The sequence below is a fragment of the Rothia sp. 11273D007AR genome (assembly GCF_053547255.1).
On sequence record NZ_JBPPWJ010000006.1, the window covers coordinates 1 to 17,201 of the forward strand.

At 61.1% G+C, this 17,201-nt stretch carries 15 protein-coding genes; 9 read left to right on the forward strand and 6 right to left on the reverse strand.

The features are described 5' to 3' along the window. Window positions 1-126 precede the first annotated feature (126 nt). The 3 genes from ACED88_RS04285 (at window position 127) to ACED88_RS04295 (ending at window position 3,241) form a co-directional block, all read left to right on the forward strand. A complete protein-coding gene (locus ACED88_RS04285; protein WP_449108826.1) occupies window positions 127-1,281 on the forward strand; it encodes a sensor histidine kinase in 1,155 nt (384 codons plus the stop codon). 12 nt (window positions 1,282-1,293) lie between these two features. Beyond that, the gene (locus ACED88_RS04290) at window positions 1,294-1,944 is read left to right on the forward strand and encodes a response regulator transcription factor (protein WP_449108827.1); all 651 of its coding nucleotides are present in this window, start codon (window positions 1,294-1,296) and stop codon (window positions 1,942-1,944) included. 79 nt (window positions 1,945-2,023) lie between these two features. Beyond that, window positions 2,024-3,241 carry an ATP-binding protein gene (locus ACED88_RS04295; RefSeq protein ID WP_237205222.1) on the forward strand — a complete coding sequence of 406 codons (1,218 nt, stop codon included), beginning with the start codon at window positions 2,024-2,026 and terminating at the stop codon, window positions 3,239-3,241. Between the two features lie 107 nt (window positions 3,242-3,348). Here ACED88_RS04295 and ACED88_RS04300 read toward each other — a convergent pair whose 3' ends face one another. The 4 genes from ACED88_RS04300 to ACED88_RS04315 all read right to left on the reverse strand — a co-directional run bounded on the left by ACED88_RS04300 (window position 3,349) and on the right by ACED88_RS04315 (window position 7,261). Then, a complete protein-coding gene (locus ACED88_RS04300; protein ID WP_449108828.1) occupies window positions 3,349-5,646 on the reverse strand; it encodes an FdhF/YdeP family oxidoreductase in 2,298 nt (765 codons plus the stop codon). Window positions 5,647-5,676: 30 nt separating this feature from the next. Continuing rightward, complete coding sequence (gene fdhD / locus ACED88_RS04305; protein WP_449108829.1) at window positions 5,677-6,558, reverse strand: formate dehydrogenase accessory sulfurtransferase FdhD; 882 nt, start codon at window positions 6,556-6,558, stop codon at window positions 5,677-5,679. Further along, window positions 6,545-6,847 (reverse strand): DUF6457 domain-containing protein, encoded by a 303-nt coding sequence (locus tag ACED88_RS04310; RefSeq protein WP_449108830.1) that lies wholly within the window; start codon window positions 6,845-6,847, stop codon window positions 6,545-6,547. The genes fdhD and ACED88_RS04310 overlap by 14 nt, the downstream gene beginning before the upstream one ends. A 66-nt stretch (window positions 6,848-6,913) precedes the next feature. Beyond that, on the reverse strand, window positions 6,914-7,261 hold the full coding sequence (locus ACED88_RS04315) for a DUF2218 domain-containing protein (protein ID WP_449108831.1): 348 nt from the start codon (window positions 7,259-7,261) through the stop codon (window positions 6,914-6,916). 188 nt (window positions 7,262-7,449) lie between these two features. Between ACED88_RS04315 and ACED88_RS04320 the strand changes: the two genes are divergently transcribed. The 4 genes from ACED88_RS04320 (at window position 7,450) to ACED88_RS04335 (ending at window position 12,404) form a co-directional block, all read left to right on the forward strand. Further along, on the forward strand, window positions 7,450-8,883 hold the full coding sequence (locus ACED88_RS04320; protein ID WP_449108832.1) for an S-layer homology domain-containing protein: 1,434 nt from the start codon (window positions 7,450-7,452) through the stop codon (window positions 8,881-8,883). Window positions 8,884-8,888: 5 nt separating this feature from the next. After that, window positions 8,889-10,073, forward strand: coding sequence for a polysaccharide pyruvyl transferase family protein (locus ACED88_RS04325; RefSeq protein WP_449108833.1), 1,185 nt, complete (start codon window positions 8,889-8,891; stop codon window positions 10,071-10,073). A gap of 206 nt (window positions 10,074-10,279) precedes the next feature. Then, window positions 10,280-11,758 (forward strand): NCS2 family permease, encoded by a 1,479-nt coding sequence (locus ACED88_RS04330; RefSeq protein ID WP_449108834.1) that lies wholly within the window; start codon window positions 10,280-10,282, stop codon window positions 11,756-11,758. A gap of 223 nt (window positions 11,759-11,981) precedes the next feature. After that, window positions 11,982-12,404 (forward strand): YchJ family protein, encoded by a 423-nt coding sequence (locus ACED88_RS04335; protein WP_449108835.1) that lies wholly within the window; start codon window positions 11,982-11,984, stop codon window positions 12,402-12,404. Window positions 12,405-12,489: 85 nt separating this feature from the next. Here ACED88_RS04335 and ACED88_RS04340 read toward each other — a convergent pair whose 3' ends face one another. Continuing rightward, window positions 12,490-13,407 (reverse strand): spermidine synthase, encoded by a 918-nt coding sequence (locus tag ACED88_RS04340; RefSeq protein WP_449108836.1) that lies wholly within the window; start codon window positions 13,405-13,407, stop codon window positions 12,490-12,492. Between the two features lie 84 nt (window positions 13,408-13,491). Here ACED88_RS04340 and ACED88_RS04345 point away from each other — a divergent pair, with 84 nt between their 5' ends. Then, complete coding sequence (locus tag ACED88_RS04345) at window positions 13,492-13,863, forward strand: hypothetical protein (RefSeq protein ID WP_449108837.1); 372 nt, start codon at window positions 13,492-13,494, stop codon at window positions 13,861-13,863. Between the two features lie 313 nt (window positions 13,864-14,176). Beyond that, on the forward strand, window positions 14,177-15,265 hold the full coding sequence (locus ACED88_RS04350) for a glutathione S-transferase family protein (RefSeq protein WP_449108838.1): 1,089 nt from the start codon (window positions 14,177-14,179) through the stop codon (window positions 15,263-15,265). A gap of 47 nt (window positions 15,266-15,312) precedes the next feature. Here ACED88_RS04350 and ACED88_RS04355 read toward each other — a convergent pair whose 3' ends face one another. Next, window positions 15,313-17,199 carry a WXG100 family type VII secretion target gene (locus ACED88_RS04355; protein WP_449108839.1) on the reverse strand — a complete coding sequence of 629 codons (1,887 nt, stop codon included), beginning with the start codon at window positions 17,197-17,199 and terminating at the stop codon, window positions 15,313-15,315. Window positions 17,200-17,201 lie beyond the last annotated feature (2 nt).

Below are 17,201 nucleotides of genomic sequence, written 5' to 3' on the forward strand. Positions count from 1 at the left end.
ATCGGACTCCGCAGGAGGTGGTTGATGGTGCTTTAGTGGTCTTATAATTGTCGGAACTAAAGCCAGTACATATCAGTTCTGCAAAATCCTCCAGCACATACCACCCTTCTGCAAGCAAGCACACCAGTGACCCAGCTACTACACACCCTACGGTCCCTGCCGACCGCACGTCCTTCCCGCGCAGTCCGGCTCACCACACTCATCCTTTCTCTAGCAATCGGCGCTACAGGCTTCTTCCAAGCCGTCAGCCATCCCGACAGCTACCTATCCCTGCATATCGTCTTCTTCGCGCTCATCACCCTCTGGGCGGCGCTCTACTACACCGCCTACCGGTACTCTGTATATGCCCTGTGCGCGCTCATGCTTCTCAGCTCGGCCTACTACGACCAGGAGTCCGCTCTGCTGGCCTTCTTCATTCTTGCCTGCACCTTTTTGTTCGTTCTTACCGGCCCCCTACCAGGTATTTTTCTCCTCGCCATCTCACACATAGCTGGAGAAATCATCACAGCTTACACCCTGCTGCGGCCCTTTAACCTGTTAACACTCAGCATCAGCCTTTTCCTCTTCATAGGCACCCCCCTAGCACTACGAATCTCCTGGGAGCAGAAAAAGACCCTGGCCCAGGAATATGCCGACTACAAAGAACAGGTAGCTGAATCCAACCGCGCCCTAGCCCGCGAACTCCACGACACCGTAGCCCGGCACATCAGCGTCATCGGCCTCACCACCGGCCAAGGACTCGATGCAACCGACCCCAGCGGCAAAGATGCCGCTCTGCACACCATCGAAGAACACACCCACAAAGCCCTCACAGACATGCGCCTGCTCATCCGCACCACCCGAGGCGACACCGACCCCACAGCCCTACCCCAGACGTCCGCCCCCACCATCGACCTCAGCCAAACCCTAGCCCAAGCCCGCAAAGATCTCACCGCCCACGGCTTCACCCTGCACGAAAACATCACCATCACCGAAGCCGACCTACCCGACGGAGTACGCCCCACCTTCCACAAACTCATCCAAGAAATCTGCCACAACGCCAAAAAATACGCCCAACCAGGCTGCACCATCACCGTCACCGCCAAACCCAACCTCACCGGCGTCACCGTCACCACCTCCAACCCCGCTGCTCCCAGCACCCCCAAAAAGCGCACCCGGGGCACCGGCTACGGGCTTGTCGGCATAGGTGAGCGCATCCGCGCCCTCGGCGGAACCATGCACTACGGAGTAACAGACACAACCTGGAACCTCACCATCCACCTGCCCCTCGCCACCGCCTAGAAAGCACCCACCATGCACCAACCCACCGTAGCCCTCATCGAAGACGACCCCGACTTCAACGAACTCCTGGGCCTCTACATCAAAAACGACCCCGACCTCAACCTCATCGCCACAGGACGCAACGGGCAAGAGGCCGTCACCATCGCCAACACCCTACGCCCCGAGGTCTTCCTCATGGACCTCAACATGCCCATCATGGACGGCATAGAAGCCACCCGGCACATCCTGGCAACCCACCCAGACACCAAAATCATTGCCGTCACCACCTTCGATAGCTACAGCTACGTCAGCCAAGCCCTCGCCGCAGGCGTACACGGCTACCTACTCAAAAACTCCCGCGCCAAAGAAATCAAACAGGCAGTCACAGCCGCAGTTGAAGGGCGGGCCATCATCGACAGGCGGGCCCTCGCCAGCCTGGTCATCTCCATGAACCTCACCCAACCACCCCAGGGCGACCCCTGGAGCGAACTCAACGCAACAGAGCAGGCCATCACCAAACTCGTCTGCCTGGGGCACACGAACCAAGAAATCGCGGAAGAGCTGAACTACTCACTTTCAAGCGTCAAAAACACGCTCTCACAGGTCTACAAAAAGATGGGCGTCACCACCCGCACCCAGCTCCTGGTACACGCTGGGCATCACAACTTCCCGGTGCTGGACTAAAACTTCATCTGCCCTGTAATTTCAGGTATACCTGAAATTACAGGGCAGATTTCACTTAATTTCAGGTATATTCGAAATTATGACTCAGCTTCTTGCTCGCGACCGCTACCTTGACCTGTTAACCAGCATCACGGACCCCGCTCTTGTACGGGTCATTACCGGCGTACGACGCTGCGGCAAATCAGCCCTACTTCGAATGTATCGAGAACACCTCATAAGCCACGGGGTTGCCCCTCACCAGATACTATCTATCAATTTTGAAGACATGAGCAACGACAACCTGCGAGATCCGCAGATCTTCCACGCACATGTTCTCGAAACGATAGAAAACCACGAAGTACGGTTTCTACACATCGACGAAGTTCAGGAACTAAATGACTGGGCTCGCGTCGTAAACTCACTGCGTAGCCGCGAGAATCTTGAAATCTGTGTTACCGGATCCAACGCGTCAATGTTCATTTCTGAGTCCATCACCTATTTAGCAGGGCGCTATATCGAGATATCCATGCTCCCCCTGTCATTGACCGAATTTACTCGTTTCCGAGAACACTCAGGGATACACTTCACAGGAGCAGTTCAGGCCTACCAACAATGGATCAAATGGGGTACCTTCCCAGCAGCAGCTGTAACAACCAACGAAGAAGTAGTACGACAGCTCAACACCGGTCTCTTTGACTCAATCTTTACCAGGGACATAGCGTTACGCGGGCAGATACGCGATACCGAAGCCTTTCTGCGAGTAGCCCGTTTCGTTTTTGATAACGCAGGCTCTGAACTTTCAACCCTCTCCATCGTGAAACAACTCAAGTCACACGGCAGGAATGTTTCATCTGAGCTCGTAGATCGATACCTACAGTTAATGGTCGACGCGCACTTACTTTACCGCTGCCGCCGGTACGACACCCAAGGGAAGCAGTGGCTAAAGACCAACGGGAAAATGTACTTCGTAGACCCCGGTCTACGCAATTCTTTGCTAGGGTCACGGGATTACAACAGGGGTCGAGACCTCGAAAATATGGTGTACCTAGAACTTCTCCGCCGGGGTTTTGAAGTCACCACCGGGCAGGTCCCCGAAGGTGAAATAGACTTTCTAGCCAAGAAAGAAGGGCGCACAATCTATATTCAGGTAGCCCTAACAACAGAATCTGAGCAAACCCTAGCACGAGAATTAGCCCCTTTTCAGCGACTATCCCCCGGAGCGCGTTGCCTCCTACTCACAGGTGATAGATTCGCCCCTTCAACAGGTGATATTGAGTGGCTAGATGTATTTGAGTTTTTAGCCGGTTCATCCTTCTAGTATCTAATGTAATCGAAAGCTTCATCAGCATGTTCTTAGAACGCGCTGATGAAGCTTTCGATTACCTTGGGCGGGCTGGGGCCCGGCCGTCCGCCCGCTACCGCCGGTTAAGCCTTACGCCCCAGCGATTCCAGGCGCACCAGCACCGACTTATACACCGGAGTGTTCGAGCGCTTCGCCGCCGAATCCAGCGGAACCAGCACGTTCCCCTCGGGCAGGTAGACGGTGCAGCAGCCGCGAGCGTGGTCGTACTCCACCACGCGGAAATTAGGAGCCCGACGTTCGCCGTCCTCCCAGACCGACACAATATCCACCAGGGAGCCGTCCTCAAGCCCCAGGGCGGCGATGTCGTCCCGGTGCATAAAGACCACGCGGCGGCCACCGCGCACGCCGCGGTAGCGGTCGTCCAGCCCGTAAATCGTGGAATTGAACTGGTCATGCGAACGCACCGTCGACAGCAGCAGGTGCCCCTCGGGGACATCCAGCACATTGGTCTCATTGACCGTCAGCCGGGCCTTGCCGGTTTCGGTGTTGAAGACGCGCTCACGCGGGCCGTTCGGCAGGTAGAAACCACCGGGCTTCTCAATCCGCTCGTTGTAGCGCTCAAACCCGGGGATAGTACCCTCAATAGCCTCACGAATCACGCCGTAGTCGTCGATCATGGGCTGCCAGAAGTCATCACCAAAGGTTTCACGACCCACCGAGCAAATAATCTCTACCTCTGACTTGAGGTCGAGGTCGTCGTTAGCGGTGCGCTTGCCGATAGAAGCAGAGACGATACCGAAGGAGTTCTCCACGGTAATCTTCTGCGGGCCGGACGCCTGCACATCGCGGTCGGTACGAGCCAGGACGGGCAGAATCAGGGCCTTCTCGCCGGGGAAGGCGTGCGACCCGTTGGGCTTGGTCGAAAGGTGGACGGTCATCTCCTGGCTGCTCATGGCCTTCTCGCAGGCGGTGGTATCTGAGGCAACGCGCACCAGGTTACCGCCCAGGGACATGAAGAACTGGTTCTTCCCATCGCGCATCTGGCGCAGAGCATCCACGGTGTCAAGGCCGTGCTCGCGGGGGACGGGGAAGCCGAAGTAATCTTCAAGAGCCGCAAGGAAGGGCTCGGGCATCTTCTCCCAGATACCCACGGTGCGGTTGCCCTGCACGTTCGAGTGGCCGCGGAAGGGGGCTGAACCAGCCCCGGGCTTGCCCATGTTGCCGGTGAGGAAGAGGAAGTTCATCATCTCCCGCAGGGTACCCACCGATTCACGGTGCTGGGTGACGCCCAGGGTCCAGGAAACAATCGCGTTTTCGGAGGCCTCTACCAGGTCGGCAACCCGCGCCACCTGGGCAGCCGAGATGCCAGAGCCTCGTTCCAGCTCGGCGTCATCCAAGCCCAACAGGTGCTCGCGCAGCTGCTCAAAGCCGTCCGTAAATTTCTCAATGAAAACGTGGTCAATGGCATCGCGCCGAATCAGCTCTTTGTTGAGCTGCTGGAAGAAGGCGCGGTCACCGTCCAGCCGCACCTGCAGGTACTCGTCCGCCAGCTTCTCGGGCACAATCATGCCCACCGGCGACTGGGGTTCGCGGAAGGCCATCAGGCCGGTTTCGGGCATGGGGTTGAGCACCACCATCTTGCCGCCGTTTTCCTTCATTTTCTTGAAGCTGGTCAGCGAGCGCGGGTGGTTGGTGCCGGGGTTCTGCCCCACCGAGATGAGCAGGTCGGTGGTTTCGAGGTCGCTCATGGTGATTGAGCCCTTGCCCAGGCCAGCGACCTCTTTGAGGGCGACGCCGGTGGACTCGTGGCAGAGGTTGCCGCAGTCGGGTAGGTTGTTGGAGCCCAGGCGGCGGGCAAGCAGCTGGAAGGCGTAGGCGGCCTCGTTGGAGGCACGGCCCGAGGTGTAGAAAACGGCCTTGGTGGGGTCGGTTTTCTTGAGCTGGTCGGCAATCATACCGATGGCCTTGTCCCAGCTGATAGGACGGTAATGGTCGTCCCCGCTAGAGCGGTCGTAGAGCAGGGGCTGGGTGATGCGGCCCTGCTTGCCCAGCCAAAAATCAGTTTTATCACGCAGCTCGGTCACCGAGTACTGCGCCCAGAAATCAACATCGGCCCGGTCGGGGGTGGTCTCCTCAGCGATGGCCTTGGCACCGTTTTCGCAGAACTCCACCACGTTCTTATCCTTCTGGTGGGGTTCGGGCCAGGCGCAGCCGGGGCAATCGACGCCGCCGTGCTGGTTCATGTTAATCAGGGGGAGCAGACCGCGTGCCGGGATCGCGTGGGCCATAGCGTGCAGCACACCACCGGGGCCCGCCGCAACCTTGGTGCGGTGGCCAATCTTGGGATTATCAAAGGCCGTGGCTTCTTCGCTCACGCGGCTGACAACAGGGACGTCTTCGTGCTTGCTTACCGTGCTCATACACCCCAGTGTAGCGCGCTGTGTGCCAGGTTACTCAGCCAACAGGCCTGAATAAAGGTTAAAACGGCGTTCTCGAGCAAAAGCTACCAGGGTGAGGCCCGATTCCTTGGCAAGTTCCACGGCCAGCGAGGACGGGGCAGAAACCGCTACGAGCGCCGAGAAACCGGCAAGTACTGCCTTCTGTACCAGCTCAAAGGACGCCCGCGAGCTGACCACCAGCGTCCGCCCCGGTAGGCCGGGGGCTGGGGGCTCCAGCCCGTCGTTCATGAGCAGGTGGCCCACCACCTTGTCCACGGCGTTGTGGCGGCCGATGTCTTCGCGAGCCACGATGAGCTCACCGGTTGGTTCAAAGACGGCGGCGGCGTGAATACCGCCGGTTTTTTTGAAAATCACCTGGTGGTCGCGCAGGCGGGCAGGCAGTTCCAGCACCTGGGCGGGGGTGAGAGCGGTAGGTGGAATAGGGCGGGTAGCCTTACCCATAATCGAGTCAATTGATGCTGACCCACAGACCCCGCAGGCTGAATTGGTCACGGTCAGGCGCAGGGGTGCGGCCTTCTCGAAAAGGGGCAGGACGCCACCCGGCGAGCTGGGCTGGGGATTTTCGGGGGCTGTGCGGCTCAGGTCGAGCACATTGTAGGTGTTAGCGCCATCGGGCCCGGTAGCTCCCGCGCAGTAGCGGGCGGTGCTAATCTCAGCAGCACTCCTAATCAGCCCCTCAGCGTGCAGGAAGCCGTGAGCTAGTTCGATGTCGTGACCCGGAGTGCGCATGGTGGTGGTGACGGTCTGCCCATCGAGCCTGATTTCGAGGGGTTCTTCGGCGGTCAAGGCGTCAGCCCGACGGTCTACCGAAAAGGTGCCGTCGTCTTTGAGCACATAGCGGGTGGCCGGGGCAGAACGGTTAAGCCTGCCCATGGTTCTCCCGGTACTCCTCGATCAAGGCCTCCACCTGTTCCAAAGCCGCCAGGACGCGCTCGGGTGCGGGGATGCCGTCCTCCCCCTCGCCGCCGGCAGCGGCATACCCCACCAAGAAAGCGGCCAGGGGCGCTGCCGGGCGCACCACCCCGTGCGCCACATGCTTGGTCATACCCAGAAGATGGGGCATGGTCTGCCCGATGAGGGCGGGATCCAGATTCAGACGATCCGCCAGCTGCGCCAAGAATTGGCGGGCAAGCTCGAGATCGTGAGGGCTTTTTTCAGTCATAACGCTCCAACAGTGCAGCGGGGAAAAAATTTCAGTTTCAAACATACACCCGCCTGCGCCAAGAGCCTAGAGGGGCAGAAAAGTGACGCTAAGGCCGTCCTTCTCGCCAAAGCGTTCCAGGTGACGGCCCAGCACGCCCTCAAGGCGCTCGCGCTTCTCGGGGCTCTCCGCGTAGGCCAGCAGGACAAGGCGTTCAACGCCGTCAACCTCCTGCACCAGCACATCGCCGTAGCCACCAAAATTGCCGTCACGGTTGAAGGTCAGTCGGTGGCCACCCTCAATCTCTTCAACCAGAATCTTATGCCCGAAGTGGCTAGCAAGCTGCTTGGCATAGCGGGCGGGTCGGTCGGTCAGGACGACGGCGCGTGAGCGGGCGGTCAGGGTGTCGATGGTGGGGTAGGGCGTAGATTCCACGGTTAGCCTTTCTTATAAGTTAGGTTTGCCTAAATTATACTCAGATCATCGAAGCAGGCATACCTTTCTTTTCACTATGTTGCTTCCCCCAGAGTGCCGCCACAAAGGACCATGCGGCCCTCGGCCTATAATTACACCCAGCAGGTGCCCTGCCGCACACTCACACGCACACAATCTAGAGGTCTCTTATGTACCCCCGCCCAGAACTTAAGGTAAACCGCGCCCAGGCCATCACCCTCGCAGCATCAAGCCTAGCCATTTCAGCGCTCTCAACTACTCCGGCCGCCGCCAATATCCCGGTATCTGGCGGCATCTACTCCCTCTGGATCACCAACCCCACCCGCTTCGGTCAGCCCGTCGCCCCCGAGCAAGCCCTCAGCCCCATCAGCGCCTACCAACCCTTTACCAACGGCATCATCATCTGGGACGCGGCCTCCGGTTCCCATTTCTACCCCGGAAACCCCAACAACTTCATCCGCACCGGCCCCGGCAACATGTTGCGCGATGCCAACATAAGACTGACCAGCTCAGATGCCCTGATTATCGGAGACTCCCAGGTAGGAGAACCCAACACCAACCACAGCTACTGGGTAGGTCAAGGCTTCACCCAGGCAGGCTACCGCCCCTATTTTTATAGCTGGGGTGGAATCGGTGTATACGCAGCCAACCAGTACCACCCCTCCTACGTCGATAGCGTTATCAATAACGCTAGGGCCCTCCCCCTTGGATCCCCCGGCATCGTCTACATTCAAGGATCTGGCAACGACCTATGGACCGGGCGGAGCTACCAGGACACCGCCGAAGGCATGCGGGCAGTTATCAGAAAGCTGCGCGAACTCTACCCCACCAGCCTGATCATGCTCTCTGAGGTAGTTGGCCGCCGCATCTCCGAACAGGCCAACCGTCACCAGCTATCAGAGCATCTTGCCGCAATGGGCAGGCAAGAAAATATCAATGTAGTCCCTACCCGCTACTGGATTACCGATAAAGGTGTTGCCCACCTTCTGGCAGACTCCGTCCACCTCTCATCCGCAGGGCATAATACTCTGGCACCCCACCTGGCCGCCTGGATCCGCTGGGCCAACGGCACCGGCTTCGCCGATGTGCTCCCCACAGAAACCTTCTTCACTCAAATGAACTGGATGCGCACCAGCGGCATCTCCACCGGCTGGGAGGATGGCACCTACCGCCCCTACCGGTCAGCGCTCCGCGGTGAAATCGCAGCCTTCTTCTACAGACTTGCAGGCTCCCCTGCCTTCGCTCCCCCAGCAGTGAGCCCCTTCCGCGATGTTCCGACTACTCACGCCTTCTACCACCACATCACCTGGATGCAGGCCACTGGCATCACCACAGGCTGGGCCGACGGCACCTTCCGGCCCCAGCAAACCGTCCTGCGCGCAGAAATCGCAGCTTTCTTCTATCGATTTAACGGTTCACCCGCTGCAAACCTGTCCGCTATTTTTAAAGATGTACCCCTCACCCACCCCTTCAACAAGCACATAGCCTGGATGCACGCCAACGGCATCACCACTGGTTGGGCCGATGGCACCTTCCGCCCGCAACAGCCCGTCCTGCGTGCAGAAATCGCAGCATTCACCTACCGCAACGCCCACAGGAGTTAGCCCGCATGCTCAACAAGTTCCTCCGCAAGGACTCCCCCACCCCACCTGCCCCAGCGCCTGCACCGGCAGAGCACAAAGAAGCGCCCGCGCCCGGTAAGCCCATCTACCTCATCTCCATGGCCGGCTACCCCAACTACGGCGACGAACTCATCACCCTGCGCTGGCTCCAGTACCTGGCAGCAACCCACCCCACCACCGAGGTCTGGCTCGATGTGCGCGAACCGGGCCACGCGACGTCCCTCTTCAAACACGCCCACCCCAAACTGCACGTCACCAACACCCTCTTCCGGGCAATTCACGAGCACCTCCACGGCGACCCCAGGACCCCGGCCGATAAGATCCGTGAGCTCAGCACGCCCAACTACGACCTGGGCATCATCGACCTGCGGGAGGCAGGCACCCTGCACCTGCTCGGTGGCGGTTACATCAACTCCCTCTGGCCCGAAAACCAGCTACTCGTAGACGCCATGCGCGCTACCCGTGACATCTCAGGAGCCCGCCTCTTTGCCACAGGTCAAGGCCTCACCCCGCGCAACGACGAAACCTTCAAAAACTTCGATCACGTCAGCGTACGCGACCTACCCAGCGCAGAAGCACTCGGCCTAGAAACCGGCCTCGACGACGCCCTGCTGCTCCCACCCGGCCAGTCACCCGCGTCCGCCCTTCAAACAGGACGCCCCGAAGAGCTCTACCTCTGCATACAAAATGACGCCCTCGAACCCGGGGCCCACGAAGCAATGCTCGCCTTCGCCCGCGCCCAAATCGAGCACTTCGGCATCCCCAAGGAACGCACCTACTATGTCGAAGCCATCCCCGGCAACGACTACGCAGGCTACGACGCCCTCCGCGACCTCGTAGCCGACGACGGGTTCATTCCCTTCTCACGCTTCTGGCGTGAAAACTTCACCTACAGCCCCCACCAGGTATGGATCACCAGCCGCTTCCACCACCACCTCACCGGTGCCCTCCACGGGGCCCGCGGCATCGCCCTCAACGGGCAGCCCGGCTACTACGACGTCAAACACCAGTCAGTGCTCAACCTAGGCAGCAACTGGAAGCTCGTCAGCCCCCTCAGCGACCCGCAGAGCCCCCTTAACCTCACCGACCTCACGGCGCCCCGAAGCTTCATCCACCACATCCGCGCCAAGCGGCAAGAAGCCCAGGAGCTCTACCCCAGCCGTCCGCTCTAAAAAACAAAAGGACGCCCCGCCCTCCCTAACAGGAGAAGCGGGGCGTTCGCGCCCTCCCCTTGCACAGCGTCACACCCGCCGCTCTCGCCAGAAACCGGCACACGGGCGTACACTAGACAGGTACATCAGCGCCGTCCGCACCAAAGACGGCGCACTTTCATTTCTGGGCCACACAAACCCACACGAGTATCTACGGATTTTCACGAATGTCTTCTGAGAACACCGCGGCTCACAAACCCGCACCCTCAGCGCCCACCAGCGCCATCGACCGCTACTTCAAAATCACCGAACGCGGCTCCACCCTCTCCACCGAAGTCCGCGGCGGTCTAGCAACCTTCTTCGCCATGGCCTACATCGTGGTGCTCAACCCCCTCATCCTGGGCCTCGGCCCCGACGGCGCAGGCAACACCCTCGGCGTCGAGCGCGTCGCAGCAGCAACCGCGCTGGTGGCGGGCGTCCTGACCATCATCATGGGCCTCTGGGCCAAGCAGCCCTTCGCCATGGCGGCGGGCCTGGGCGTCAACGCCCTGCTGGCCTCCACCATCGCAACCACCCCCAACCTGACCTGGCCCCAGATTATGGGCCTGGTCGTCTGGGCCGGTATCGTCATGGCTATTCTGGTGCTCACCGGCTTCCGCCGCGCCGTCTTCGACGCCGTCCCCGAATCGCTCAAGACCGCCATCGTCGTGGGCATCGGCCTCTTCATCTCCCTGATTGGCCTGGTCAACGCCGGTATCGTCCGCCGTATGCCTGATGCTGCCGGCACCACCGTCCCCGTCTCCTTCGGCGCGGGCGGCCACCTGCAGGGCTGGCCCATCTTCGTCTTCCTCTTCGGCCTCTTCCTCACCATCGCCCTCTTTATCCGCAACGTCCGCGGTGCGATTCTCATCGGCGTGGTCGCCTCGACCATCCTGGCCATTGTGCTTGAAAAGCTCTGGCCCTCCGGCTCCTCCATGGACTCAGCCACCGGCTGGTCCCTCATGATCCCCGGCATCCCCAACCAGTGGGTCGGCAGCCCCGACCTCTCCCTGCTGGGCTCCGTTGACATGGTCGGTGCCTTCTCAGGCTCCTCCCTGGGTACCCTGGGCGCAACCATGCTCATGTTCGCGATTCTGCTGGCAGTCTTCTTCGACGTCATGGGCACCTCCGTGGGTCTGGCCTCCGAAGCCGGCACCATCGACGAGGACGGCAAGATCGAGAACATCGACAAGGTGCTGCTCATCGACGCCGCCGGTTCCGTACTCGGTGGTGGTTCGTCGTCCTCAGCCCACCAGATCTTCGTGGAATCTGCCACCGGCATCGGTGAAGGTGCCCGCACCGGCTTCGCCAACATCGTCACCGGTGCCCTCTTCCTGCTGGCTGTCTTCATCTCCCCGCTGGTATCCATCGTGCCCTTCGAGGCTGTCGCCCCCGCCCTGGTCGTCGTGGGCTTCCTGATGGTGCGCCAGGCCGTTCACATCGACTGGACTGACTGGGGACTGGGCATTCCCGCCTTCCTCACCATCATCATGATGCCCTTCACCTACTCCATTGCGGACGGTATCGGCGCCGGCTTCGTCGCCTTCACCTTCATCCGCCTAGTGCAGGGCCGTGGCAAGGAGGTGCACCCGATCATGTACATCGTCTCGGCTGCCTTCCTGGTCTTCTTCGGCATGGGCGTGATTGAGGGCTGGATGCACGCCTAACCCACCTCCCTTTTTCTAAGTACCCCAGTTTTAGTGCAGTTACCCCGGTTTTTACCTGGGGTAGCCGCACTAAAACTGGGGTATTTCTGTGGAGAGGGGCGGACGGATGCGGGCAGGCCCCGAGGCACGGCAGGTTCATGCAGGCCCCGAGGCACGGTAGGCTCGCGCGGGGCAGATTTGTGCAGAGCAGGCAGGCTCACCGCTCACCTGTTTTAATGGAGACATGCTTGAACCCGATACCCGCTGCCCCTGCGGCACCGGCGAAACTTACGGCGCCTGCTGCGGCCGTTACCACACCCGTTTTACCCAGACCGGAAACCTGACAGCGCCCACGCCCGAGGCTCTCATGCGCTCCCGTTTCAGCGCCTTTGCGGTGGGTCTGCCCGACTACCTGCTGGCCAGCTGGCACCCCAGCACCCGGCCTGCGTCCTTAGATCTTGACGGCAGCCTGCGCTGGTACCGCCTCGATATTCTCAGCACGGCAGGTGGCCCCTTTGACAGCACCGGCGGGGTGGAGTTTGCCGCCTACTACCGGTCAGTGCCGGGGACGCCCGAGGGCGAGCGGGTGCGCGGAGTGCAGACCGAGGTCTCCCGCTTCACCAAGGACGGCGGGGTGTGGCTTTACGTTGACGGTGAGGTCAGCTAACGCCCGGCAAACACTTCGCCCTATTCCTTTTCTCACGACCCTAGAGATTATCTCGGGGTGAAGAGAAAAGGAATGGGGCGATATTTTATTGGCCAGCGCGAAGCTGGGCGTCCAGCTGGGCCAGGTCAGCTTCGGGCTGGGCGTCGCGGCGCGGGGTAGCCGAGCGGGCAAAGTCGCGCACCCAGGCGTCGTCCTTGTACTGGGCAGGTACCCCGCCACCCAGTAGGCGCTTGGTGATGGCGGCGGTGGCCAGGTCACCGGCTACCGGCAGGGGCGCGTGGGAGCCGGCGATAATGACGTTGCCCTTGCGCCGCCCCTTGAGCATGGCCGGGTCGGCCACAATGCAGGTGTGTTCAAAGACCTGGGCGATAGCGGCCGCTTCGGCCCGGGCACCGCCCAGGGAGCGGTCATCGCCGCAGTTGATGATGTAGAGCCCATTTGGGGCCAGCGAGCGCTCGGCCAGCTGGGTGAATTCGAGGGTGGTGAGCGGCTCCGGGGTGATGTAGCCGGCGAAGACGTCGCGGATGATGACGTCGCGTGAGGCCGGGGCGAACCCTTCGGTGACAGCGCGGGCTTCACCCACCCTGATTTTGATGGTGGGGGATTTGGGCAGGTCGAACCATTCGCGTACGTAGGCAGCGAGTTTGCCGTCGAGTTCGACGACGGTGTTGTGGGAGGCCGGGTATACGTCAGCCAGGTAGCGGGCCATGGAGCAGGCCCCGCCGCCCAGGTGGGTGATACGGAGCTTGGCCGGGTCGAGGTGGGCGTCGACGAAGGGTTCGATAACGGCCGCTAGCCAGCGCATGTATTCGAAGTCGAGTTCGCGGGGCTGGCCCAGCACGATGTGGGAGGATTCCATGCCGTTGATTTCGAGCACCCAGCCGCCAGGGGTGTAGTCATCTTCGATGAGTTCGGCGATGCCGGTGTCGATGGGGTAGGCGCCTTCAACGAGGGCTTCGGGGGTTTCTACCTGTTTTTTGGGGGTTCGTCTGCGTTTTGCCACCCCTCTAGCCTAGTGGGTGGGGCGGGCTCTGCGGGGCTTGCTAGAGTGAGAGGGCAGTGACAGTAGGTGAAAGGACGGACGCGTGTGGGTTTTGTAGCTGATGGCAGGTATGTGGTGGCGCCGGTGGGTACTGAGGACGCCGAGAAGTATGTTGACCTGCAGTTACGGTGCCTGGCGGAGACCTATAACGGGCTGGTAGACCCCGGTTTTGGGGCCCGGCAGACGGCTAACCGGGATGGCTGGCTGGAAGAGTTTGCTGAGAATATCGCAGCACCCGGTGCCCGCGCCTTTTTTGCCTACGAGAATCCGGCATGGACGCCCGCCGGTGGTCTGAGCTGCGCGGTGGGAGGTGAGATTGATTGGGACGCCCCGGTCGGTTTTGCGCTGTCCCGCCCCGGCCCCCTGGCCTGGGAGCTAGAGATTGGCCTGCCCTCGGTTAATGAGGGGACGCGGTAGCTCACCCACCTTTATACTCTTGCCTCGACACACGGCACGGGCTTAGGGGCGGCTCTTTTTGACGCTGTTCTCTACCCTGATGAGCCCGCCTACCTGTGGTACATCGTGGGCAATGAGCGGGCTCGGGAGTTTTATGGCCGCCGGGGCTTTGAGGACGAGGGGCTCCCCATCGACTGCGGTGGCGCCTGGGCTCCCGCTCGAACAGCCCGTATGTACCGCGGGCTGACACTGCCTTCGCAATAGAGGGGTTCAAGCCTTTCTCCACCCCCACAAAATACTTTACTTTGAAAGTATTGTGTGAGAGGGTGGAAGCATGAGCACCACCGAACAGACAGAACACTCCACCCGCGGCTCCTACGTGCACGCCGGGGAAGAATACAACCGCGACACCACCTACATCGAAGACCGTATTGTTGCAGACCCCGCCGCTACTGCCCAGCTTGACCCCGACCACCAGCTCTGGCCGGTCAAGCCCGGCGCCTACCGCCTGATAGCCGCCCGTGCCTGCCCCTGGGCTAACCGCACCCTGATCGTCCGCCGTCTGTTAGGTCTCGAAGATGCTCTCTCCGTTGGCCTACCCGGCCCCACCCACGACGCCCGCTCCTGGACCTTTGACCTCGATGAAGACGGCAAGGACCCGGTACTGGGCATTGAGCGCCTGCAGCAGGCCTACTTTGCCCGCTTCCCCGACTACCCCCGCGGCATTACGGTGCCCGCCATCGTCGATATTGAATCAGGTGGCGTTATCACCAATAACTTCCCGCAGATTACCGAGGACTTCTCGAAAGAGTGGAAGGCCTACCACCGCGAGGGAGCCCCTGACCTCTGGCCTGCTGAACTCGAAGAGGAAATGCGGGCGGTGATGAAGCGTATCTACACCGAAATCAACAACGGGGTGTACCGTTGCGGTTTTGCCGGATCCCAGGAGTCCTACGAGGCAGCCTACGACCGCCTCTGGGCGGCCCTAGACTGGGTTGAAGAGCGCCTGGCCACCCGCCGCTACCTCATGGGGGACCACATCACCGAAGCAGATGTACGCCTCTTTACCACCCTGGTACGCTTTGACGCGGTCTACTACAGCCACTTCAAGTGCAACCGCCAGACCCTGGCTTCCATGCCCAATCTCTGGGGCTACGCCCGCGACCTCTTCCAGACCCCCGGGTTTGGCGATACCGTGGACTTCCAGCAAATCAAGGAACACTATTTTATTGTTCACGAGGACATCAACCCCACCGGCATCGTGCCCGCCGGCCCTGACCTGGCCGGCTGGCTCACCCCGCACGGGCGTGAGGCCCTGGGCGGCTCCCCCTTCAATACGGACGCCGGTGCTACCGCCCCTGCCCCGGTACGGGAGACCGAGCGGGTAGCGTCCGGCCATAACCCCCTCTACCCGGCAGCTTAAGGGCCCGCCGCTTCGTCCGTCTCGTAGCCTGGCTCCGCCCCGGTGCCTCACTCGGGCGGGGTCGAGCTGGCGGGCAAAAAGACTCTCACCCCCTCATCGATTGCTTCGTCGCTGATGAGGTCACCCACCCCAGCTAGGTTGGTCAGGTTGCGTACCTGCTGCTGGGCGGTGGGTTCATACACCCGGATACTGCTATCGAGCACAGGCGCAGGCTGTTGCTCCCCCACCGCTGGCAAGGTGATGGTGGGGTTATAGAGCTGCACACCGCCAATTTCTACCTTGCGCAGCTGGGTATCGAGCCAGCGATCCCCCTTCTGTATCACCTCGGTATCTAAGGTGCGCAGGGCTGAGTCGGCATCCTGGTAGAGGTCAGAGGGGTTAATACTGGCGCTATTGATCAAGCGGTTGCCCAACCCTATTTTCTGAGCCCCCGCGTGCACAGCATTACCGACTCCCGCTATAGCCATCTGTTCCTGTTCGGTGCGGGTGATATCGGGCTTCTGGGTCGTGCCGGCGGTAATCGTCGTTTTTACCACGCTGTAGCCGCCCATCAAACCCTGCAGCTCGGGTATCACCCGCTCCGTACCGGGGTTAGCACCCGCAATCTTCACGTAGTCCGCAGCCCCGTGAACCGAGGCGTCTGCAGGTCTGTGCTGCATCACGGTAGACGTATCTGGTGCGTAGTCGGGGCGGTCGCCCTGAAGGTAGGGGACGGGATCGCCCTTATACCGGGTATCAACGTGGGTCACCGAGGCAGGTATCTTAATCTCGTCCACCGGACTGCCCTGGGTGATGAGCCCCTTGACCCGATAGCGGGAGCCGAAGGACGTATTGGCCGCGAGCGCACCGGCAGCTAACCCGCCCTGGCTGAACCCGGCCAGAATCACACCACTACCCTCAGCCGCCCCTGCCTCTTCCAGTGCTCGCTCTACCTGGGTCATCAGGGCCGTGTACTGGTTCGGGGTCAGGTCGGAGCCATACCCCGAGGTAGCACTCCCGGCGGTGCCAGCCCAGGTGTTCGTACCCCCGCGCCAGGGTTGCAAGAAATCCTCGCGCTCGCTGTCGCCGTCTGTGCCTGGAATAGTGACCAGGTACTGGGTTTCACCGGTTTCTGGGTTGTAGAGGGTTTGAACCATGACATGGTCCCAGGCGCCCTGGTAGTGGGCGGCTTCAAAGAGCTCATCGCCCCGGCTCTCTATGCCTTCCATACGCTGGAAGTGCTCGGCAATTCCGCGGGCGCTCAGGGGTAGTTCCTGCCCATAGTGCGTGGGGAGTGAGCGAGGGATGCTCTTACCGGGGTCTAGGTTATCGACGCGCAGGCTGGGGCTGATCGCATCCGTCATGTCGCGGGTAGCCCGCAAGCGCCCGGTCGTACCCGTTACCTGCGCCAGCTTATTAAGTCCCTTAGTCGTATCCTGCATGATCTTACGCCCATCGGGAGTAGTGCGAGCCAGCAAGAAGGCGTCCTTCGCGTAGACCACCGCCAGCACCGCTCCCCGCTTAACAACCAGCTTAAGCAGGTCAACCCGGTAGCCGAAGGCCGACTGGGTGCCACGCAGCACCGCCATGCCCAGGGTCTGAGCCTGATTCGTCTGGTTAATAACCCGATTGGCGAAGTCCTCCGCCTGCCGGTAGTTCTCAGCGGCGCTCTGCACGCCTCGGGCTAGGCCCCGCATACCCGTCACCAGGGTGGTGAGTGTCAGGGCGCTGGTACCCAAGGACGCCAGGGCGCGGCTGCCTGCCCCCGTCAGGTCAAGGGAGGCCAGAAGAGCCACACGCGCAGTGAGACCGCCCAGTTCCCGGCTCGCTTCTTCGTACCGCCCAGCTACGGCAGCAAGCTGGTGAGCTAGGGGCTCTAGCTCAGAGAACTCCACCGAGATACGGCCGCCCGAAGGGCCTGCCCCAGGGGCACCAGAAACGTATGCTGCGACCACGC

Excerpts from the sequence above, each read along its gene's own strand:
- ACED88_RS04290 (WP_449108827.1), top strand. The coding sequence starts at position 1,294 with ATGCACCAACCCACCGTAGCCCTCATCGAAGACGACCCCGACTTCAAC.
- ACED88_RS04295 (WP_237205222.1), top strand. The coding sequence starts at position 2,024 with ATGACTCAGCTTCTTGCTCGCGACCGCTACCTTGACCTGTTAACCAGC.
- ACED88_RS04300 (WP_449108828.1), bottom strand. The coding sequence starts at position 5,646 with ATGAGCACGGTAAGCAAGCACGAAGACGTCCCTGTTGTCAGCCGCGTG.
- fdhD (WP_449108829.1), bottom strand. The coding sequence starts at position 6,558 with ATGGGCAGGCTTAACCGTTCTGCCCCGGCCACCCGCTATGTGCTCAAA.
- ACED88_RS04310 (WP_449108830.1), bottom strand. The coding sequence starts at position 6,847 with ATGACTGAAAAAAGCCCTCACGATCTCGAGCTTGCCCGCCAATTCTTG.
- ACED88_RS04320 (WP_449108832.1), top strand. The coding sequence starts at position 7,450 with ATGTACCCCCGCCCAGAACTTAAGGTAAACCGCGCCCAGGCCATCACC.
- ACED88_RS04325 (WP_449108833.1), top strand. The coding sequence starts at position 8,889 with ATGCTCAACAAGTTCCTCCGCAAGGACTCCCCCACCCCACCTGCCCCA.
- ACED88_RS04330 (WP_449108834.1), top strand. The coding sequence starts at position 10,280 with ATGTCTTCTGAGAACACCGCGGCTCACAAACCCGCACCCTCAGCGCCC.
- ACED88_RS04335 (WP_449108835.1), top strand. The coding sequence starts at position 11,982 with ATGCTTGAACCCGATACCCGCTGCCCCTGCGGCACCGGCGAAACTTAC.
- ACED88_RS04350 (WP_449108838.1), top strand. The coding sequence starts at position 14,177 with ATGAGCACCACCGAACAGACAGAACACTCCACCCGCGGCTCCTACGTG.